General features: G+C 70.6%; 21 protein-coding genes. 9 read left to right on the top strand and 12 right to left on the bottom strand.

Annotation, left to right across the window (positions count from 1 at the left end; translation table 11 throughout):
- Nucleotides 1-13: 13 nt before the first annotated feature.
- Together HD595_RS12710 and HD595_RS12715 are read left to right on the top strand one after the other, a co-directional pair.
- A complete protein-coding gene (locus tag HD595_RS12710) occupies nt 14-1,363 on the top strand; it encodes an FAD-dependent oxidoreductase (RefSeq protein WP_253768687.1) in 1,350 nt (449 codons plus the stop codon).
- Between the two features lie 75 nt (nt 1,364-1,438).
- On the top strand, nt 1,439-2,221 hold the full coding sequence (locus HD595_RS12715) for a transposase family protein (RefSeq protein ID WP_253768689.1): 783 nt from the start codon (nt 1,439-1,441) through the stop codon (nt 2,219-2,221).
- A gap of 57 nt (nt 2,222-2,278) precedes the next feature.
- Here HD595_RS12715 and HD595_RS12720 read toward each other — a convergent pair whose 3' ends face one another.
- Nucleotides 2,279-2,830, bottom strand: a complete 552-nt coding sequence (locus HD595_RS12720) for a winged helix-turn-helix transcriptional regulator (protein WP_253768690.1) — start codon at nt 2,828-2,830, stop codon at nt 2,279-2,281.
- Nucleotides 2,831-2,903: 73 nt separating this feature from the next.
- Between HD595_RS12720 and HD595_RS12725 the strand changes: the two genes are divergently transcribed.
- Nucleotides 2,904-4,274, top strand: a complete 1,371-nt coding sequence (locus tag HD595_RS12725) for a M20/M25/M40 family metallo-hydrolase (protein WP_253768691.1) — start codon at nt 2,904-2,906, stop codon at nt 4,272-4,274.
- Nucleotides 4,271-5,557: an MFS transporter gene (locus HD595_RS12730; protein ID WP_253768692.1), complete on the top strand. Its 1,287-nt coding sequence runs from the start codon at nt 4,271-4,273 to the stop codon at nt 5,555-5,557. Before HD595_RS12725 ends, HD595_RS12730 begins: the two co-directional genes overlap by 4 nt.
- On the opposite strand, the gene HD595_RS12735 is transcribed toward HD595_RS12730, so the two are convergent.
- Together HD595_RS12735 and HD595_RS12740 are read right to left on the bottom strand one after the other, a co-directional pair.
- Nucleotides 5,526-5,945 (bottom strand): MerR family transcriptional regulator, encoded by a 420-nt coding sequence (locus HD595_RS12735; RefSeq protein ID WP_253768693.1) that lies wholly within the window; start codon nt 5,943-5,945, stop codon nt 5,526-5,528. The two genes, HD595_RS12730 and HD595_RS12735, sit on opposite strands and share 32 nt — an antisense overlap.
- Before the next feature lie 15 nt (nt 5,946-5,960).
- Nucleotides 5,961-6,737 carry an SDR family NAD(P)-dependent oxidoreductase gene (locus HD595_RS12740; RefSeq protein ID WP_253768694.1) on the bottom strand — a complete coding sequence of 259 codons (777 nt, stop codon included), beginning with the start codon at nt 6,735-6,737 and terminating at the stop codon, nt 5,961-5,963.
- 112 nt (nt 6,738-6,849) lie between these two features.
- Between HD595_RS12740 and HD595_RS12745 the strand changes: the two genes are divergently transcribed.
- On the top strand, nt 6,850-7,545 hold the full coding sequence (locus tag HD595_RS12745; RefSeq protein WP_253768695.1) for a class I SAM-dependent methyltransferase: 696 nt from the start codon (nt 6,850-6,852) through the stop codon (nt 7,543-7,545).
- Here HD595_RS12745 and HD595_RS12750 read toward each other — a convergent pair.
- Nucleotides 7,500-8,771, bottom strand: a complete 1,272-nt coding sequence (locus HD595_RS12750; RefSeq protein ID WP_253768696.1) for an MFS transporter — start codon at nt 8,769-8,771, stop codon at nt 7,500-7,502. The genes HD595_RS12745 and HD595_RS12750 overlap by 46 nt on opposite strands.
- A gap of 129 nt (nt 8,772-8,900) precedes the next feature.
- Between HD595_RS12750 and HD595_RS12755 the strand changes: the two genes are divergently transcribed.
- On the top strand, nt 8,901-9,881 hold the full coding sequence (locus HD595_RS12755; protein WP_253768697.1) for a LysR family transcriptional regulator: 981 nt from the start codon (nt 8,901-8,903) through the stop codon (nt 9,879-9,881).
- Here HD595_RS12755 and HD595_RS12760 read toward each other — a convergent pair.
- Nucleotides 9,851-10,432 carry a GNAT family N-acetyltransferase gene (locus HD595_RS12760; protein WP_253768698.1) on the bottom strand — a complete coding sequence of 194 codons (582 nt, stop codon included), beginning with the start codon at nt 10,430-10,432 and terminating at the stop codon, nt 9,851-9,853. The two genes, HD595_RS12755 and HD595_RS12760, sit on opposite strands and share 31 nt — an antisense overlap.
- A complete protein-coding gene (locus HD595_RS12765) occupies nt 10,425-11,498 on the bottom strand; it encodes a hypothetical protein (RefSeq protein WP_253768699.1) in 1,074 nt (357 codons plus the stop codon). The genes HD595_RS12760 and HD595_RS12765 overlap by 8 nt, the downstream gene beginning before the upstream one ends.
- A gap of 87 nt (nt 11,499-11,585) precedes the next feature.
- On the opposite strand from HD595_RS12765, the gene HD595_RS12770 reads away from it, so the two are divergent.
- Together HD595_RS12770 and HD595_RS12775 are read left to right on the top strand one after the other, a co-directional pair.
- Complete coding sequence (locus HD595_RS12770) at nt 11,586-12,212, top strand: hypothetical protein (RefSeq protein ID WP_253768701.1); 627 nt, start codon at nt 11,586-11,588, stop codon at nt 12,210-12,212.
- A 115-nt stretch (nt 12,213-12,327) separates the two neighbouring features.
- Nucleotides 12,328-12,738, top strand: coding sequence for a 2'-5' RNA ligase family protein (locus tag HD595_RS12775; protein WP_253768702.1), 411 nt, complete (start codon nt 12,328-12,330; stop codon nt 12,736-12,738).
- Here the strand turns inward: HD595_RS12775 and HD595_RS12780 are convergent.
- From HD595_RS12780 to HD595_RS12800, 5 genes are all read right to left on the bottom strand, one after another.
- On the bottom strand, nt 12,725-13,231 hold the full coding sequence (locus HD595_RS12780; protein WP_253768704.1) for a pyridoxamine 5'-phosphate oxidase family protein: 507 nt from the start codon (nt 13,229-13,231) through the stop codon (nt 12,725-12,727). The two genes, HD595_RS12775 and HD595_RS12780, sit on opposite strands and share 14 nt — an antisense overlap.
- 85 nt (nt 13,232-13,316) lie before the next feature.
- A complete protein-coding gene (gene nadE, locus HD595_RS12785; protein WP_253768705.1) occupies nt 13,317-14,156 on the bottom strand; it encodes an ammonia-dependent NAD(+) synthetase in 840 nt (279 codons plus the stop codon).
- 67 nt (nt 14,157-14,223) lie between these two features.
- Nucleotides 14,224-14,472, bottom strand: coding sequence for a hypothetical protein (locus tag HD595_RS12790; RefSeq protein ID WP_253768707.1), 249 nt, complete (start codon nt 14,470-14,472; stop codon nt 14,224-14,226).
- A 13-nt stretch (nt 14,473-14,485) separates the two neighbouring features.
- Complete coding sequence (locus HD595_RS12795) at nt 14,486-15,031, bottom strand: dihydrofolate reductase family protein (protein ID WP_253768708.1); 546 nt, start codon at nt 15,029-15,031, stop codon at nt 14,486-14,488.
- A gap of 55 nt (nt 15,032-15,086) precedes the next feature.
- A complete protein-coding gene (locus HD595_RS12800) occupies nt 15,087-15,788 on the bottom strand; it encodes a helix-turn-helix domain-containing protein (RefSeq protein WP_253768709.1) in 702 nt (233 codons plus the stop codon).
- A gap of 179 nt (nt 15,789-15,967) precedes the next feature.
- Here HD595_RS12800 and HD595_RS12805 point away from each other — a divergent pair, with 179 nt between their 5' ends.
- The gene (locus HD595_RS12805) at nt 15,968-17,350 is read left to right on the top strand and encodes an alpha/beta fold hydrolase (RefSeq protein WP_253768711.1); all 1,383 of its coding nucleotides are present in this window, start codon (nt 15,968-15,970) and stop codon (nt 17,348-17,350) included.
- Between the two features lie 91 nt (nt 17,351-17,441).
- Here the strand turns inward: HD595_RS12805 and HD595_RS12810 are convergent, their stop codons facing one another.
- Nucleotides 17,442-18,455: an MOSC domain-containing protein gene (locus HD595_RS12810; protein WP_253768712.1), complete on the bottom strand. Its 1,014-nt coding sequence runs from the start codon at nt 18,453-18,455 to the stop codon at nt 17,442-17,444.
- Nucleotides 18,456-18,666 lie beyond the last annotated feature (211 nt).

Genomic DNA, 18,666 nt, shown 5'->3' on the forward strand with positions numbered 1-18,666 from the left:
GAAATCAGGAACCATGTTTCACGTTCTCATCATCGGCGCGGGAACCGGAGGGCTCTGTCTGGCCCAGGGGCTCAAGAGGGCGGGCATCAGCGTCGCCGTCTACGAGCGCGACCTCAACCGGCGCGACGGCCTGCAGGGATACCGGGTCGGGATCGACGCCGACGGCAAGCGGGCGTTGAAGGCTAATCTCGCGCCGGAGCTGTATGACACGTTCATCGCCACCTGCGCCCGGCGGCCCGTCTACGGGAACCAGCTCACCCACGAGCTGAAGTTCCTCTTCTCCGCCGGCCCCGAGGTGGCCGCGGCCAAGGAGGAGGACGAGCAGGACGAGTCGGTGAGCCGTATGACGCTGCGCCAGGTCCTGCTCACCGGCGTCGAGGATGTCGTGCACTTCGACAAGGAGTTCGTGCGTTACGAGCGACGATCGGACGGAAAGGTCACGGCCTTTTTCCGGGACGGCAGCACCGCCACCGGGGATCTGCTCGTGGGCGCCGAAGGAGCGCGGTCAGAAGTGCGGGCGCAGTATCTCCCGCACGCGAGACTCGTCGAGACCGGGCTCATCGGGATCACCGGCAAGACGCCGCTCACCCCGGAAACCGCCGCGCTGCTGCCCCGGCGCATGATCGAAGGGGTCAGCATGGTGCACGGCCCGAAGGGGTTCATGTGCGTCTTCCACGTCATGCGCTTCAAATGGGACGCCGACGGCAGGCCGAAGAGCGGAATCGGCGCCACGGACGCGCAGGCCATCGCGAACTGGCCCGGCATGCTCTACGACAACAGCCGCGACTACATCATGTGGGGGTTCGCGGCGGCCGAGCGGTGGCTGCCGAAGGACGTCTCCCGCATGCGCGGGGCGCAGATCCAGCGGCTGGTGCTGGATCTGACCAGTGACTGGCATCCCAGCCTGCGCCGGATCTTCGAGCTCGGCGATCCGGGGAGCAGCTTCCCGCTCATGATCCGCACCTCCGAGCCGATCGACCCCTGGCCGACCACGAACGTCACGCTGATCGGCGACGCCATCCACACGATGACCCCCGGCCGCGGCGTCGGCGCGAACACCGCCCTGCGCGACGCCCGGCTCCTCACCCGCAACCTCGTCAGGGCCCACGGGGGCGAGTGGACCCTGCTGGAGGCTGTGCACGGCTACGAGACGAAGATGGCCAGGTACGCCTGGGACGCCGTCATCAAGTCCCGCGCGCAGATGGACGGTCGCTCCGTCCTGCACGGCGGCGGCCTCGCGGGCGGCCTGGCGCGGGCGGGCATGCGAACGGCCCTGCGCGTCATGGACCGGCTCCCACCGGTCAAGCGCAGGATCGTCGACGCCGAGTCCGCCTTCCGGGGCGCGGGCCGCGACGACGACTGACGCCGCCGCGGCCTCGGGTGCCCGCCGGCCTCCAAAAGTTGTTGCAGAAAGTAGTTGAACGGGCATCTTGCGTGTATGGGTGGGGTGTTACGCGCTGATCCGTTATGGGTGGAGACCTTCACCGGGCTGCGGATGAGCCGGTTCAACCGGCTGTTGCGTGTGGTGCGGGAGCGAGGCGGTGAGGGCCCCGGCAGGGGGCGCGGAAGAGGGCGTCCGTGGTGTCTTGCGCTGCCGGAGCGGGTGCTGCTGGTGGCCGTCTACTACCGCACCAACCTGACGATGCGGCAGCTCGCACCGTTGTTCGGGGTGTGCCCGGCCACCGTGTGCCGGATCGTCGCGCGGCTGGGCCCGCTGCTCGCGCTGGAGCCGGTGACGCGCCCCGCCCAGGTGGCGGAGCGGCTGTGGATCGTGGACGGCACCTTGGTCCCGGTGCGGGATCGCACGGTCGGCGCCTCCAGCAAGAACTATCGTTTCTCCGCGAACGTGCAGGTCATCATCGATGCTGACACTCGGCTGGTGGTGGCGACGGGGCAGCCCGCGCCTGGTAACAAGGCCGACGCGCATGCCTGGCGGGACTCCGGCCTGGCGGCTCACTGCGAGGGCGTCGCGGTCTTGGCCGACGGCGCCTATGTCAACACGGGTCTGGTCGTCCCGCACCGAAGACGGGCGGGACGACCTCTGTTGCGGGCTCAGGAGGAAGACAACGCCGAGCACCGGCGCATTCGCGCCCGCGTCGAGCACGTCTTCGCCCGGATGAAGAACTACAAGATCCTGCGTGATTGTCGGCAGAAGGGGTCCGGCCTCCACCACGCTGTCCAGGCCGTCGCACACATGCACAACCTCGCCCTCGCGACATGAACCCGGCTGTCACGAAGCCGCGCTGACCTGCCCACACACACATTTCTGCAACAACTTTTAGGGCGTGTTCCGCTGCTCGATCGCGTTCCACAGGACGGATACCGGCGTGCCGTCCTGTGTGGAGCGGTTCTCGAATTCGTCGAGGAGGGCGTCGATCCGCCGGTCGAGTTCGGCGCGGGTCTCGGCGTCGAGGTGCAGGATCGCGCGCCGGGTGTGGCGGCCGGGGGTCGGGCCGGTCTCGAACAGCTCGGCGCGGTGGGCGTCGACGATGGCCAGGTCGATCTGGGCGGTCAGTTGGTCCACGTCCGTGCCGAGGTCGAGCCGCCAGGTCGCGCCGGTGGCGCGGTAGGGGCGTTCCCATGCTCCGTGTTCGCCCTGGCGGGGCGGCTCGACGGTGAGGAAGCCCGCGTCGGTGAGGGCTCGTACGCGGCGCAGCAGGGTGGCCGGCGCGACGCCGAGCCGCTGGGCGAGCTGCTGGTTGGTCTGCGAGGTCTCCAGGCAGAGACGCAGGATGCGCCAGCTCAGCGGGTGTGTCAGGGCGCGCAGGTCTTGCGGGGTCGCCCGCCGGCGGGGTTCCGGTTCAGCCGTCGGCAGCGTTGAGTCAGCCATTGACAGCAGTATAACCGATGTTCATTATTGGGATCGATTTCACTTTGTGGAGGCAATCGCAAAGGGCGGTGGCATGTCGATCGAGGACATCAAGGACTACGTGTCGCGTAACAGGGCGCGGCACGAACAGGAGCTGGCCGGCTGGATCGGCGTGCCGAGCGTCAGTGCCACCGGGGAGGGCATGCCGGAGGCGGCCGAGCACGCCAAGGGACTGCTGGCCGCGAGCGGCCTCGCGCCGCGCGTCGTCGAGACGGGCGGATGGCCGTTGGTGACCGGTCACGTACCGGGTCCCGAGGGCAGCCCGCATGTGGTGGTCTACGGGCACTACGACGTGCAGCCGACCGGCCCGCTCGAACAGTGGGACAGCCCGCCGTTCGAGGCCGCGATCCGTGACGGGCGGATGTACGGGCGCGGCACAGGCGACAACAAGGGCCAGCACTTCGCACAGCTGCTCGCCGTCCGCGCGCTGCTCGCGAGCGAGCAGGGGCTCCCCTGCTCGGTGACGGTGCTGCTCGACGGCGAGGAGGAGATCGGCAGCCCGCACCTCGCGGCCACGCTCGCCGGCATGCGCGCGGACCTCGACGCGGACGTCGCCGTGTGGAGCGACGGGCCGGTGCACGACAGCTACGAGCCGACGGTGCTGCTCGGCGTGCGCGGCGTGGTGAGCTTCGAGATCACGGTACGCGGCCCGGATTCCGCGTTGCACTCGGGGAACTGGGGCAACGTCGCGGCCAACCCGGCGTGGGAGCTGGTGTGGCTGCTGTCGACGATGCGGGCGCCCGACGGGCGCATCCTCGTCGAGGGCCACGACACCGGCACCACGGAGCTGACCACGGCCGAGCGCGCGGCGCTCGACGCGCTGCCCGTGGCCCCGCGGGAGCTGCTCGCCGGGGTCGGGCTCGACCGCATGGACGCGTACCCGGCCCGCCCCGAGCAGAGCGGCGACGCCGGGGTCAACGAGCGGCTGGCGTTGCCCACCTTCTCCATCAACTCGCTCACGTGCCTGGACGGCCAGGACCACCGGTCGGTGATCCCGTCGGTCGCGATCGCCCGCTGTGACATGCGGCTCGCCATCGGCCAGCGCGCCGCCACGGTCGCCGACGCGGTGCGCCGGCACGTGGCGGCCCGGCTTCCGCACGCCGAGGTCACCTTCGAGGCCATGATGGAGCCCTCACGCACGTTGCCGGACGCGCCCTACGCGCAGGCGGTGCTCGACGGGGTGAACGCCACGGCCGACAAGCCGGCGCTGTTCGCGCCCGCGATGGGAGGCAGCCTGCCGATCGCGGGTCTCACCGACGGGCTCGGGCTACCCTGCTACGGCATTCCGCTGGCCAACGTCGACGAGCGCAACCACGCTCCCAACGAGAACTTCGAACTCGCCCGATTCCATGACGGCATCGTGACCGCGGCCGCGGTCCTGCGCAGCATCGGTGGTGCACTATGAGCGGCACGTGGCGGCCCGTGGCGGCGGCATCGGTCGGGAACGCCCTGGAATGGCTGAGCTTCACCGCGTACACGCTGGCCGGCAGCACCATCGCGGAGCAGTTCTTCCCCAGCGAGGACGAGAAGAGCTCGCTCCTCCTGGCCTTCGGCACCGTCGCGCTGGCCTACGTCATCCGCCCGGTCGGCGCGCTCGTGCTCGGCGCCTACGCCGACCGCGCGGGCCGGATGCCCGCGCTGATGGCCTCCATCCGCATCATGGTGCTCGCCACTCTCATCATCACGTTCCTGCCGGGCTACGACACGATCGGCGTCGCCGCGCCGATCGCCATGGTCCTCGCGATGCTGCTGCAGGGCTTCTCCGCGGGCGGGGAGTTCGGCAGCGCCACGGGCTATCTCGTCGAGCAGAACGCCGACCGGCGCGGCTTCATGGCCAGCTGGCAGGGCGCCAGCCAGGCGTTCGCCACGGTGCTGGCCACCCTGCTGCTCGCGATCACCAGCGGCGTCCTGACCGACGCGCAGTTCGACGCCTGGGGCTGGCGGGTCCCCTTCGCGGTCGGCCTGCTGCTCGGCCCCGTCGGCTACTACATCCGCAAGAACCTCAGCGAGACGCCGGAGTTCAGCCAGGCCCGCGGCGCTCACCAGCTCAGGCAGCCCGTGGCGCAGACGCTGCGCTCGCACAAGACCAGGATGGCGCTCTGCATCGGGATCCTCGCAGTGTCCACCGCCTACTCCTATCTGATCACCTACATGCCGACGTACGCCATCCGGCAGTACGGTCTGCCCGCGTCGACCAGCTTCACCACGGTCATCATCACGGGCTCCGTCATGGTGCTGATCGCTCCGCTCGCCGGCCACGTCTCCGACGTCATCGGCCGGACCAGGCTGCTCGTCATCGCGGCGGTGGGCATCGCCGTCTCCGGCATCCCGCTGTTCCTGCTCTTCCAGGCCGCGCCCAGCTTCACCACGATGGCCGTCGTCATGACGCTGATGGGACTGATCAAGCCGTGGTACACCGGGCCCCTCGCCGCCCGCATGGCCGAGCTCTTCCCGACCACGGCCCGCGGAACCGGCCTGTCCATCAGTTACAACGTGGGCGCCGTCATCTTCGGCGGCCTCACACCGGTCGTCGTCACCTGGCTGCTCGCGACGCTCGGCACGCCTCTCGCGCCGGCGTTCTGGCTCGTCGCGCTCGCCGCGCTGTCGCTCGTCAGCGTGCTGGTCAGCAACCGCTATGTCCGCCCGGCGAGCCGGATCAGGCCGGTGAGCCCGCACGAGAAGGTGTGAAGGCGGGGTGGCGGGTGACAGTGCCGGGCCGCCGCGGCGTCGCGTTCCCGCTCAGGGCCTGGACGAGCCGGTCCCGGACGGCGCTCAGCTCGGCGATCCGCTCCTCCAGGGCCGTGACCTTCCTGGTCACCGCCTCCACGCTGGGCGGGCAGGCCGGCCCCAGCGAGACGTCGGCGTCGTCCAGGCAGGGCAGGAAGTCTCGTACGTCCTGGGCGGTGAAGCCGTTCGACAGCAGGAGCTGGATGTTGCGGACCCTGGTCACCGCCCTGCGGTCGTAGTGCCGGTACCCGTTGGCGGCCCGTTCCGGCAGCAGCAGACCCTGCTGCTCGTAATACCGCAGGGCCCGGACGGTGACGCCGCTCGCTCGCGCCAGCTCCCCGATCAGCACTGTCCGAGTTTATGTCTACTGTCCCGCCGCCACGGGCTGCCCCGCCGCGACGGAGAGTCCGCCGTCGACGCGCACCACCGTGCCGGTGAGGTACGCGGCCTCGGGGCGCGTCACGTTCACGATCCACCAGGCGATCTCGGCGGGCTGCGCGACGCGGCCGAGCGGGATGCGCCCGACGAGTCCCTCGCCCGCGGCGGCGATCTGCTCCGGGGTGTACCCGGCGTGGGCGAGCACGGGTGTGGCGGTGATGCCGGGCGCCACGGACACGACACGCACGCCCTTGGGCGCGAGCTCCACCGCCCAGGTGGCCGTCAGGAAGTCGAGCGCGACCTTGGTGGAGCCGTAGACCGAGTTGTCCGGCCAGCCGCCCCAGGGCGGATTGGAGGACACGTTGACGATCGTCCCTTGCGCCGACGCCAGGTGCGGCAGGGCCGCCTGGGCCAGGAAGAGGGGAGCGAGGAGATTGGTGGCGATCTGCTCTTCGGCGGTACGGCGGTCGATCGCGCCGAGGGCGGCGGGCCGGGTGATCGCCGCGTTGTTGACCAGGACATCGATGCGGCCCAGCCGCCGCATCGCCGCCTCGACGATCCGCTCGGGCCCGTCGGCCGCCGCGCCGTCGGCGGCGAAGACGCTGATCGAGGAGTGCGCGGCGGCGGTCTCCTCCAGGCGCGCAGCGGTACGACCGACGACGAGCACCCGCGCCCCCTCGGCGGCGAACCGGTGAGCCGTGGCCCGGCCGATCCCGGTGCCGGCTCCGGTGATGACCACGCCCTTGCCCGCGAAGCCGTCCATGAGTGTCCTCTCTCCGTAGGTGAGTGGACGGGACGCTAAAGGCTGACCTGGGCGTCAAGGTCAAGGGGAAACTCGATGGCGGTCCGCTTCCGCCTGCCGCCATGATGTCCCGATGCGCAAGGCAACCGCTTACCATGACGCGCTCGGCGACTTCTTCGCCGAGCATGCCGATACGAGCCCTTACAACGCCTACACCGACAGACCCGCCATGCTGGAACTCGCGGGCGACGTCTCCGGGGCCGGAATCCTGGATGTCGGCTGCGGGGCAGGCCACTACGCGGCCGAACTGGCGGCCCGGGGCGCCCGAGTGGTGGGGATCGAAGGCAGCGACACGCTGTTGCGCCACGCGCGAGCACGCGTGAACGGCCATGCGGACCTGCTCCTCCACGATCTGGAAGAGCCCTTCGGCTTCGCCGACGACGCGTCGTTCGACGGGGTGCTCTGCGCCCTCGCGTACGAGCACATCAGGAACCGGACGCAACTGCTGCGCGAGGTGCGCCGCGTCCTGCGACCGGATGGATGGCTCCTGGTCTCGACCACTCATCCCACAGCCGACTGGCTCCACTTCGGAGGCTCGTACTTCAGCCACGACTGGAGAGACCTGCCTGTCGGCGGCAGCGGGCTCTCGATCCACTATCAGCGCATGCCGTTGGAGACCTTCCTGGGCGAACTGCTGACGGCGGGTTTCGTCCTGGAGCAACTGGTCGAACCCCGCCCGATCGCCGACCTGCGGCAGATCGACGAAGCCGCGTACGACAAGCTTCATCGAAAGCCGTCCTTTCTCGCGGTGAGGCTGCGGCGTCCCTGATCGCCGGTCGGTGCCGCGACCGCGGGATCAGGCGTATGCGCTCCCTTGGGCAGCAGGAGCGGAGTGGCGAGCAGGAGGACACCGGAGATCGCGATCGCCGTGAGCGGGCTGGTGAGGGTGGCGAGGACGCCCCAGACCACCATGAGGGCGGCCTGGGCGAGTTTGCCGCTGACGCTCCACGCGGTGAGGACTCGCGCGGTGTGATCCGTGGGGGTGCGTTGCAGGCGTTCTGTCGCGTAGATGGGGTTGAAGACGCCCATGCAGGTGATCAGCAGGCCCTCGACGGCGATGACCGTGAGGAGGCCGGGGACGCCCGGCTGGGTGAAGGCGAGGCCGAGCGGGAAGAGAGACCGCAGCCAGCCCGAGACGATCATGACGCGGTGCCGGCCGTGGCGGGCGACGAGGCGGGCGGAGAGGCGGGCGCCGACGAAGCCGCCCACGGCCGGGAGGCCGAAGGCCAGACCGTACTGCCAGGCCGGGAAGTGGTACTGGCCCAGCAGGAGGACGGACAGGAGCGGGAGGGTGGCCATGATCAGACCGCCGACGGTCACGGAGTTGAGGAACAGACCGCGCAGGACGCGGTCGTGGAGGATGAAGCGCCAGCCGTCGAGGAGGTCGGCCGCGCGCATCCTGGTCCCCGGGTCGCGAGGCGCCGCGACGTCGCCTCCGCGGATGCGGAGCACTCCGAGCGCGGACAGCAGGTAGCTGAAGGCGTCCGCCACCACCGTGACGATCGGGCCGAGCAGCCCGATCAGCGCGCCGCCGAGCGGCGGTCCGGCCGCGGTCGCCACCCACGCCGTGCCCTCGAACCTGCCGTTCGCGACCAGGAGCCGGTCGCTGGGGACGAGGTGCTTCACGTACGCGCCGGAGGCGGCGGCGAAGGCGATGCCCGCGGTTCCGGTGACGATCGACACGACGAGCAGGTGGCCGTACGACAGCAGGCCCAGCACGTACGCGATCGGGACGCTCGCCATGGCGACGAAGCGGACCAGGTCCATCGCGATCATCACCGGGCGCTTGGCCCGATGCTCGACCCACGGCCCGAGCGGGACGGCGACGATCGCCGCGACCGCGAGCCCGGCGGCTTCGAGGAACGAGACGGCGAATGCCGGCGATTCCAGGACCTGAACGGCGATGAGAGGGAACGCCCCGAAAGCGATCCACGTGCCATAGGTGCTGACAGCGTAGGCCGACCACAGCCAGCCGAATCCGGACCCCAAACTCACCCGCACGTGACTCCTTAGCGACAACCGACTGTTCGGCGTCCCGCATCACACCAGCCGCGCCAGCCCAGGATCAAACAACCGACTCTCCGCCGACCACAACGATCGGTTGTGCGTCTCTATGCTGAGGCGATGGACACGGAAGCGGTGCGAACGTTCGTCCTGGCGGCCGAGGTCGGACAGTTCCAGCACGCGGCCGACGAGCTGGGCGTGACCCAGCAGGCGGTCTCGAAGCGGATCGCCGCCCTGGAGCGCGAGCTGGAGGCCCGCCTGTTCACCCGTACCGCCCGAGGGGTCGAGCTGACGATCGACGGCCAGGCGTTCCTCCCGCACGCACGCGGCATCGTCACGGGGGTCGAACGCGCCATCAACGCGATCAGGCCGGACACCCGGGCCCTGCGGATCGACGTGCTCGGGTTCCGCAGCGGGCAGGCCGTCGTCCTGCACGACTATTGGCGGGCGCATCCCGGGATCGGCCTCGACGTCGTGACCCTGAAAGCCGGCGACCCGCACGTGGCGGTCGCCGCCATCCGCGCGGGCGATGTCGACGCCTCGTTCCGCACCGTCACCGACCCGGCCGCGCTGCCCCGCGACCTGGAAATGGCGCACGTCATCGACTTCCCGCTGGAGCTCCTCGTGGGCCCGCGACATCCGCTCGCCTCCGCGCGAACGCTGACCCCGGCCCAGCTTCGCCGGCATCGGATCTGGGTGCCGGGCATCGCGCCGCGCAGCGAGTGGGCGGACTTCTACGATCAGCTCGCCACCGCCTTCGACCTCCGCATCGACGGGGCAGGCCCGAACTTCGGCGTCGAAGCACTGCTCGAAACGCTCGCGGAAAGCGCGGACGTGGCCACCTTCGTCGGCTCACGCGACCGCCTCGTCTGGCCGACGACCTACGGCCTCCGCCGCGTTCCGGTCGTGAATCCCACGATCGCGTATCCGCAGTCGCTCATCTTCCCCCGAACCAATCCGCACCCTGGGCTTCGGGCGATCATCGACTATTTCCGGGGCCTGGCTGCGCCGCCTGAGCCGGCCTGGGTTCCGTCATGGCCGACGCCGCGCCGTGCTGTTCACCGCCCGGCTCAGGCCGGGTCGGTGAGCAGCCTGGAATAGACGTACATGTCGCGGCGCTCACCGCCGATCTCCTGCCAACCGCGCAACAGCCCTTCGCGGAGGAAGCCGGCTCGCTCCGCCGCCTTCCACGACGCCGCGTTCCACGGCTCGACATGCAGCTCCAGCCGCGGAATCCCCAGACGCTCCAGGCCCCAGGACGAGATCGTGCGCAACGCCGCACAGGCGACACCTCTGCCCCGGGCCGAGCCGGCCACCCAATAGCCCACCGAGGCGCGCCCGTGCGGTCCCGGCCACAATCCGATCTGGCCCAGCGCGCGGTCATCGCCGGCATCGGCGATCGCGAACGAATACCCCACGCGCTCGACGGCCCTGCTCCACTGCCGCCGGACGAAGGCCGCGCCCTCCGTGTCCGAATAGCTCGACGGCACGGTGCTGATCAAAGGGATGTAGGGGTCTCCGGAGGCCTCTTCGACGACCGCGACGTCATCGAGCCGCCACGGACGGAGCAGGACCCCGTCACCGGCCGAGAGCTCCGGAACCGTGAGGGGATCCTCGATGGTCGCATCATGCCGGCGAGGACGATCACTCATGCGGCAGCCTCCACAGGTGCAGGGTGGTCCGGTCCTCGGAGATCGTGTACCAGGCGCCCTCACCCGCCGATCGGGGCGACCCCGAAACGGGGAAGGGGTAGACGACCCGGCCGCGCAGGGCCATCGTGCGTCGATCGACAAGCCAGTGGCGAGGGGTCTCCGCGTGGCACTCGGTGCCGACCACGGCGACCTCGTCGTACGGGAACGCCGCCTCGTGGTCCCAGCGAACGCGGTCGCCGTCCCCGCTCGAAACCGGGGGCACGGCCGCGTCGGCGTCCAGACGCCGCAGCTCCGTGCCGTCCTCCCCCCGGCGCAGGTAAAGGGTCCACTGCCCCGGATCCGTGGTCAGGAAGTGCTCCCCGGACGGGCTCACGGCGAGGAGGACCTCCTCGGCGAACCGCCGGACGGTGAACGTCGCGCCGTCCCAGTGTCCCCACAGCACGGGCGAGTCCTCCTCGCCCTCGGCGACGGTCAGCCCCATGTACGCCGGGTCCGGATGGGGGAAGTGGATCGAGCCCGACCCCACGGTCATCGTCTCGGCCCGCGCCAGCACCATGCCGTCGACGGGGTCGATGACCAGCCATTCCTCCTTGATGTCGTGGCCCTCGTAGGTGCGGATGTGGGCCCAGAGCAGCTTGCCGTCCGAGGAGAAGGCCGCCGAGCCGCTGTCCGCGTGATCGTGGTCGTGGTCGTCGGCGTACTCGGAGAACGAGGCATGGGCCTCGGCGCACTCGGCGGCGGACCAGCAGCCGTGCCGGATCTCCCACCGCACGGCGCCGGCCGGGTCCACGGCTCGCAACGCGTGAACGCCGGCGAACACGGCGACATCACCTGCGGGAGACACCGCCACCGAGCCGTACCGGCGGGGCCAGGGCGCGGGGAAGCGGGTCTCCGCCTCCTGCCGGCGCAGGTCGCGTACGGCCAGCTCGGTGTCCCCGCGCTGCACCAGCAGCAGCCCGCGTCCGGGCCGATGCGTCACCTGCGGGGCGTCCGCCGAGGCGGGGTCGAGCGGGACGGCGGCGACCGGACGAGCGGCGAACTGGGTGAGGGCGGCATCGTGTGACATGGTGCGGGCATCGTCGCACATCTCCTCGTGACGGCCGACGGCCGACGGCCGTTCGGCCGTCCGGTCCGGCGGACGTAGGCTGCTTCGGTGAGCACCCCAAGGGCCTCCTGGCGCAACACCACGCACGACTGGGCGAGCGGCGTGGACGTCGAGCACCTCTCGCAGATCCGGCGGAACCCGGCCGTGTTCGCCCCGGGCGGCGTCCGGCATCTGGTCCTCGAGGTCCTCGCCTACGCGGCCGACGAAGCGGAGAGCAACGGCGGCGGGCGCTGCGCCGTCACCCTCCACCCCGACGGATCGGTGTCCGTGGCGGATGAGGGGCGGGGCACCGACACCCGCGTCGACGAGGACGGCCACGTCGTGAAGAAGCCCGTCATGGCCTCGAAGGACCTGCGTTTCTTCGACGCCCCTGACGCCCCGCTCCTGCCCGACGGCCACCCGCGCCGGGGCATGTCCGTCGTCGCGGCGTCGAGCGTCTGGCTCGTCCACACCAACCGTCGCCGCGGCGGGGCCTGGACCCAGCGCTACGAGCGCGGCGTTCCCGTGACCGGTCTGACGCCGATCAGCGATGACGGAACGACCGGGACGGTCGTCCACTTCCTCCCCGACGAGCACCTGGGCGGGGTGGGGGAGGGTCTGGCCGTCGAGTCGGCCGGGTTCGCCGGTCAGTGGGGGATGTTGTCGGTCGAGGTGGACGACCGTCGCGCCCGCTGACGGCCGACGCGTACCGAGCGTGCTCACCGGTCCCCCGGTGGACGGCCGCGCAGCTCGCATTCCCGCGCAGGATAAGAGATGGCGACGCGCCCGGGACGCCTGACATCATCCCCTCATGTCGGACGGCACCTCAGGGCGTTATCGAGCGGGCGAGACGGCCTTGCTGGCCGTCGTCGGTGAAGCGGAGCCGGTGGTGGGGCCCTGGCGGCAGCGGTTCGACTCCTTCGCCTCCGCCGGAGTTCCCACGCCCGCCGAGCCGTTCCGCGCGCTGACCGAGGCCGTCGTGGCGCGATGGCCCGAAGCGCCGCCCTACGGCGGGCAGTTCGCGGAGGTCGTCCCGCATCTGACCGTCGCCCACGGCCGGCAGGGGCACGTGCTCGACGAGGTGGAAGCGGCGCTGACCGCACGTCTGCCGGTGAGCGCCGACGTCACGTCCGTCAGCCTCTTCGTCAGCGACGGCGACCGGTGGCATCGGCGCGCCGCGTTCCCCCTGCTGGGCGCCAGGCACGACGCTATGGGCGCTTGAGGCGGTGCAGGCCCTGGCCGGGGCGCCACAGGTCGATGACCATGGAGGGTCCCTCGATGTGCGTCAGCACGACCTCGCGGATGTCCGCCCTGAAGAAATGGGAGTCGGGGAACGCATCGCGGTCGAAGCCGCGCGCGGCCAGCATCGGCGCGATCCGGTCGCGGTCGGTCACCTCGACCGCGTACCCGGACAGCTTCGTGTCACCTGACTTCGTGTCACCCGACGAGGCGGCGGAGTCGTCGGCGCCGAGGATCACCGGAGGGCCGTGCAGGGCGAAGCGGGGATCACGCCGCAGGTCAAGGGCCTTCAGGGCGCCGGGCATCGACCCGAACCACAGGTCGTCGCCGACGATGTACGCCTCGATGCCGCTGACCCGCGGCGAACCGTCCTTGCGCAGTGTCGCGATGGTCTTGTGCTTGTGCGACTCGAACGACTCCCGGACCCGGGCGGCGAACTCCGGCGCCGCGTCGGTGACTTCACGCCAGTCGGCCATGCGGTCTCCCGTCATACGATCTTGGGCAACCGGCTCAGCCTGTCATACGGGACCGACAAAGAAGCGTCGGCGGACCAGCCGGCGGTCAGCGCCACCAGTCGTCGAGCGGGGTGACCGGGACGGTCCGCTTGTGCCGGGTCGCGAGGTAGACCGACTCCACCTTCGCCGCCAGGTCCGGCGTGACGTCGACGCCCTCCAGATAGTCGTCGATCTGCGCGTACGTCAGCCCGAGAGCCACCTCGTCCGGCAGCGCCGGCCGGTCGTCCTCCAGGTCGGCGGTCGGCACCTTCTCCCAGACGCTCGGCGGCGCGCCCAGCTCCTGCAGCAGGGCCGCGCCTTGGCGCTTGGTCAGCCCGGTCAGCGGCGTGACGTCGGCGCCGCCGTCACCGTACTTGGTGAAGAAGCCGGTCACGGCCTCGGCCGCGTGGTCGGTGCCCACGACGAGCATGCCGAGCTGCCCGGCGATCGAGTACTGGATCACCATGCGTTCCCGGGCCTTGATGTTGCCGCGCACGAAGTCCCGCAGGTGGGGCTCGCCACCCAGCAGCTCCCGCAGGCCGAGCGCCGTCTCGGCGCCGGCGGCGTCGGCGCTCGGCTTGACGTTCACCGTGATCGACCGGTCGGGCCGGATGAACTCCAGCGCGATCTGCGCGTCGTGCTCGTCGGCCTGCACGCCGTACGGCAGCCGCACCGCGACGAAGGTGGCCTCGTGCCCCTCGGCGCGCAGCTCCTCGCCGGCGAGCTGGCACAGCCTGCCGGTCAGCGTGCTGTCCTGGCCGCCGCTGATCCCGAGCACGAAGCCCTTGGCCGGGGTCGATCGCAGGTAGTCCTTGAGGAAGTCGACGCGTCGCCGGATCTCCTCTTTGGGGACGATGGTCGCCTTGACGCCAAGCTCGGCGAGGATCTGCTGCCGTAGGTTCGCCATCCACGTACTGTACTGACCGAAATTCGGCTGGTTCGGGCCGGGGGCCGCGAAGAACGCGGCCACACCGTCACCGGCGGGCGTTCCTCCGTCGCGCGTACCTGGATTTCATCCACGACAGCCGCTCCACGCGAGCCTGCTCCTCGTCACAGCACTCGCACCGGATGTCCAGCTCGATCCGGTCGAGGACCTCCGGGCCCTCCTCGGCGACCATGCGCCGCACCCAGGCGCCGTACACGCGCGCCAGCCGGTGGCGCCGCCTGCCGAAGCGGGCGAAGTACTGGACGACGACGGCGTCGTTCTCCACGTCCGCGCTCAAGTCGCTCCTTTGGTCAGCCGGCGTCCGGCACGTAGGTCAGGTTGAGCACCCCCGTCTGGAACGTCTCGGACTTGACCAGCTTCAGCGGGTGGGTCGGAGTGTCCTCGAACAGCCGCTGCCCGCGCCCGACGGCGATCGGGTGGACCAGCAGGTTCAGCTCGTCGAGCAGCCCGTTGGCCAGCAGCCACCGCACGGTCGTCGCGGACCCGGACATCTGGATGTCGCCGTCGGTCCGCTTCTTGAGGTCGCGCAGCCGCGCCGCGACGTCGCCGTTGACGACGGTGGTGTTGTTCCAGTCCGCCTTCTCCATGGTGTTCGACACGACGTACTTGCGCATGTCGTTGAAGGCCCGGGCGACGTCCTGGTCGTCCTGCGTCGTCGTCCAGTACGCGGCCCACTCGTCGTACAACCTGCGTCCCATGAGCATCGCCGCCGCGCTCCGCATGCCCTCCTCGACCACGGCCCCCATCTCGTCGTTCCAGTACGGGAAGTGCCACTTGTCCGGCGACTCCACCACGCCGTCCACCGAAATGAAGAAGTTCGAAATGATCTTAGCCATCGCTCTGCTCCTCGCTCGCCGGGATGATGGTGAGAGGCTAGGCGGGATCGGACGCTCAGGTCTTGTACAGAAGCGACAGCGGCTCCGCCGCGTCGGGATCCTTCAGGCGGGTGGCGGTGCGGCCGATGTAGCGGGTCAACGACCTCGCCAGATGCGGCTGGTCGTAGTACCCGAGCCGGTGGATCACGTCCTGGATCGGCACGCCCTCCTGGATCAGGAGCGCCGCCTGCCTGGTCCGGTCGATCTGCCGGACGGCGCCGCGGGTGAGTCCGGTCGCGGCCACGAAACGCCGCTGGAGGGTGCGTTCGGACACGTCCGGCGACGCGTCGTGGAGGGCGGCGGCGACGACCGGATCGCGGTCCACGATGCCCTCGCGCACCAGTCGCCGCACGAAGGTCTCGGCGTTCTCGTAGTCGGGGAGGCGCCAGGACGAGCCCTTCAACCAGAACGACCTGGGCGTCACATCGGGAATCTCCGCGGAACCGTCGACGAGCCCGCTGACCGGCAGATGCGGCATGTAGGTGCCGAGCGAGAAAAGGATGCCGAAGAACGTGGCGCCCTCGGGAACGGGGGCCTGGCTCGCCTTCGACTCGGGGCCGAGAACGGCCACGCTGACCTTGCCGCGGTGCTGCCAGAAGACCAGATCCCAATGCGCCGCCGCGATCGACGTCATCCGGCTCACGTCGTGGCTGGTGCTGCGCCACACCCGCTCGACGTACGGCGAATCCGACGGTCGGCTCTCGACCTCCAGGCCCATCCGCGTCGTTCCCCTCGGCTCCGCCGGCTTTGGCCGACTTTCTCATGATGCAGGAGAGACCACGGGACCGAGCACTGGGCGAGCGATCGGGATGACAAACCCAGGTCTGATGTCCCGCCCCGAGATATCAAACCGTGGTCCGACGCGCCACGCCGGCCCTTTCCAGCATCGTGAACGGCATGTTGAAGTCTCTCGCGATGGCCCTGGTCCTGGTGAGCTCCGGAGGCGGGGCGCACGCCCAGCGCGCCGCCGACGCCCTCGACTGGAGCGCCTGCCCCCATGACACGATCGGCATGAGGTGCGCCGACCTCCAGGTCCCCGTCGACTGGAAGGACCCCGACGGCCGCAAGATCACCCTCAAGCTGGGCCGGCTGGCCGCCACCGGCACGTCGGAGGGCGTCGCCCTGGTCGCCTACGGCGGGCCGGGCGCCCCCGGCATCGCCCTCACCCAGTCGCTGCCGAGCTGGTGGACGGACCTGCGCAAACGCATGGACGTCGTCACCTGGGACACCCGCGGCTACGGCGCGCAGTTCCGCGGCCTCAGCACCGGCCTGCCCTGCCTGTGGACCCGCACCCCGATCCCCGACTTCCCGCGCGACGACGCCGACCTCGGCCGGCTGTCCGACACCAACCGCGGTCAGGCGGAGGTCTGCCGCCAGGCCGACCCCGCGCTCTTCGCCAACATGAGCTCGGCCGACCACGCGCGCGACATGGAGGCCATCAGGAAGGCCCTCGGCGGCGCCAAGCTCAACTACTACGGCGCCTCCTACGCCGGCTTCTACGGCCAGGCCTACGCCCGCCTCTTCCCCGACCAGGTGCGCACCATGGTCCTCGACGGCACCTGGAACCACAGCCCCGCCGACTGGAACCACGAGCTGGAGGAGATGGCCAAGGGCAACGAACGGTTCCTGACCCGCTTCTTCGACTGGTGCGCCGCCAACGGCTGCAAGGACATCCCCGGCACCTGGCGGGCCCTGGTGGCCAGAGCCGATCACACCCCCGTCCCCGCCACGAAGAACGTCGCCTACACGGGCCGCGACCTGCAAGCCCTCGCCATCGCGTCGGCCCGGCAGGGCAAGACCGCCTGGCCGGCGCTGGCCCGGTCCATCCGCCAGGCCCACGCCGGCGACGCCTCCGCCTTCGTCCCCGCCCGTGGCGCCCGCTTCCCCGACCAGGCCACCGGCGTGACCGAGTGCACCGACTGGCCCCGCCCCGCCGACCTCAAGGAGCTCGACGCGACCGTCACGCGCCTGCGGAAGGTCGCCCCCGACGCGGGCACGGCCGGCACCATCGCGACCGGCACCCTGCAGTGCATCGGCTGGCCGGTGCCGGTCACCAACCCGCCCACCCCGCTCCCCAAGACGCTTCCGCCCCTGCTCGGCGCCGGCGCCTGGGGCGAGTCGGACGCCGTCGCCAGAGCGATCGGCCAGGTGCCGGGCAGCGTCACGATCGCCCATGACGGCCCCGGCCACACCCTCTACGGCGACAACCCCTGCGCCCGCGACCACATCAACCGCTATCTCACCGAAAAGACCCTCCCACCGAAGAGCACGACGTGCTGACCCCCGGCGTCACCTGCGACCTGGGCCTGCGCTCCGCGACGTGCCGCCTCCTGCTCCGCGCGGCCCACGGTGCCGCCCTTCTCGCCGCAGGTCACCGAGCGCTGACCGGATCACCCACCCGGATCCGGCCCAACTCCAAGGGCACCAGGCGGATGCCGAACCAGGTCTTGCCGTCCCACTTGCGGTGCCTGGCCAGGGTTCGGAGCGGCTCCTTGCCCTTGACCTGGGTCTCCGGATCGATCGTGGTCACCGCGCACCGGTCGCAGAGCTCCGAGACGCGGAAGGGGACCGTGCCGATCCGCACCTCGCTCCAGCGGTCCTCCGCGAACGCCTCCGCGCCCTCGATGATCACGCTGGGACGGAACCGCACCCGCGACAACCGCGCCGGCACGCCCGCATCCCGCACCGCCCCGCCGCCTGCGAAGCTGACCTCGCCAGGGACAACAGAGCCGCTCCCACCGCGCTCAGACCTGCCCGCCCCACCCCCTCCGGGAAATGCGGCCTCGTCCCGCCCGAACCCGGACTCCCCTTGCACGAACCCGGACTCCCCTTGCACGAACGGGGAGTCGCTTCGCCCGAAGGCGGACTGGCCGAGGACGGGCGCCTCCTCACCGTGGAGGGCCGCCTCCTCGGCCAACCACTCGTCCAGGGCGCGTGCCGACGACTCCGAGATGAGCAGGAGCGGCGCGTCCCACGCGAAACTGACCACCTCACCGGGCAACCCGCCGTGCGCGGGGTCGATGGACCGCCGCCCGGGGTCGTCCAGCCACACCAACCTGGCCGGGCGGCCGAGCAGTTCGGTGCACCAGGCGTGCGCCGGGTCGTCGGCGAGCACCGCCCGGTCCAGGCCGGAGAAGCCGACCGGCGTGGTCGGCCCCGTGGCGGGTGGCACGGTGAGGTGCTCCATCCCTCGTGCCGCGAGGCGCAGACCGCCCTCGGGGGTGGAGTCCGCGGCGACGGAAGCCAGCCGGGGGAACTCGCCCAGCCACAAGTTGTCGCCCCGCTCGTCGACGACCGCCCACCGGCGGTCGCCCTCCAACCCCCAGGGGTGAACGACCGCCTCCGCCAGCGAGCGACCTTTACCGGATTTGAGGGGATAAATCATGATTTGATCAAGAAACATGGCTGCAGCTTATGCGACACGACAATCTCCGCATATAGATAAATAGCCGAAATAGCTTATATCTACATGGATGAGAGATTTATCAGCAGCCATATAGCCGAATAATGCGCCTTCACCCCGGCACGCACACCACACCCCGCCCACCTAGGGCGCACCACCCGACCAGGAGCGTCTCCGCGCACCATGACCACCC

The organism is Nonomuraea roseoviolacea subsp. carminata, assembly GCF_024172185.1.
Lineage (GTDB): Bacteria > Actinomycetota > Actinomycetes > Streptosporangiales > Streptosporangiaceae > Nonomuraea > Nonomuraea roseoviolacea.

Coding starts and splice junctions, on each gene's coding strand:
- HD595_RS12710 (WP_253768687.1), top strand. CDS start 14: ATGTTTCACGTTCTCATCATCGGCGCGGGAACCGGAGGGCTCTGTCTG.
- HD595_RS12715 (WP_253768689.1), top strand. CDS start 1,439: ATGGGTGGGGTGTTACGCGCTGATCCGTTATGGGTGGAGACCTTCACC.
- HD595_RS12720 (WP_253768690.1), bottom strand. CDS start 2,830: ATGGCTGACTCAACGCTGCCGACGGCTGAACCGGAACCCCGCCGGCGG.
- HD595_RS12725 (WP_253768691.1), top strand. CDS start 2,904: ATGTCGATCGAGGACATCAAGGACTACGTGTCGCGTAACAGGGCGCGG.
- HD595_RS12730 (WP_253768692.1), top strand. CDS start 4,271: ATGAGCGGCACGTGGCGGCCCGTGGCGGCGGCATCGGTCGGGAACGCC.
- HD595_RS12740 (WP_253768694.1), bottom strand. CDS start 6,737: ATGGACGGCTTCGCGGGCAAGGGCGTGGTCATCACCGGAGCCGGCACC.
- HD595_RS12745 (WP_253768695.1), top strand. CDS start 6,850: ATGCGCAAGGCAACCGCTTACCATGACGCGCTCGGCGACTTCTTCGCC.
- HD595_RS12755 (WP_253768697.1), top strand. CDS start 8,901: ATGGACACGGAAGCGGTGCGAACGTTCGTCCTGGCGGCCGAGGTCGGA.
- HD595_RS12760 (WP_253768698.1), bottom strand. CDS start 10,432: ATGAGTGATCGTCCTCGCCGGCATGATGCGACCATCGAGGATCCCCTC.
- HD595_RS12765 (WP_253768699.1), bottom strand. CDS start 11,498: ATGTCACACGATGCCGCCCTCACCCAGTTCGCCGCTCGTCCGGTCGCC.
- HD595_RS12775 (WP_253768702.1), top strand. CDS start 12,328: ATGTCGGACGGCACCTCAGGGCGTTATCGAGCGGGCGAGACGGCCTTG.
- HD595_RS12780 (WP_253768704.1), bottom strand. CDS start 13,231: ATGGCCGACTGGCGTGAAGTCACCGACGCGGCGCCGGAGTTCGCCGCC.
- nadE (WP_253768705.1), bottom strand. CDS start 14,156: ATGGCGAACCTACGGCAGCAGATCCTCGCCGAGCTTGGCGTCAAGGCG.
- HD595_RS12795 (WP_253768708.1), bottom strand. CDS start 15,031: ATGGCTAAGATCATTTCGAACTTCTTCATTTCGGTGGACGGCGTGGTG.
- HD595_RS12800 (WP_253768709.1), bottom strand. CDS start 15,788: ATGGGCCTGGAGGTCGAGAGCCGACCGTCGGATTCGCCGTACGTCGAG.
- HD595_RS12805 (WP_253768711.1), top strand. CDS start 15,968: ATGTTGAAGTCTCTCGCGATGGCCCTGGTCCTGGTGAGCTCCGGAGGC.
- HD595_RS12810 (WP_253768712.1), bottom strand. CDS start 18,455: ATGATTTATCCCCTCAAATCCGGTAAAGGTCGCTCGCTGGCGGAGGCG.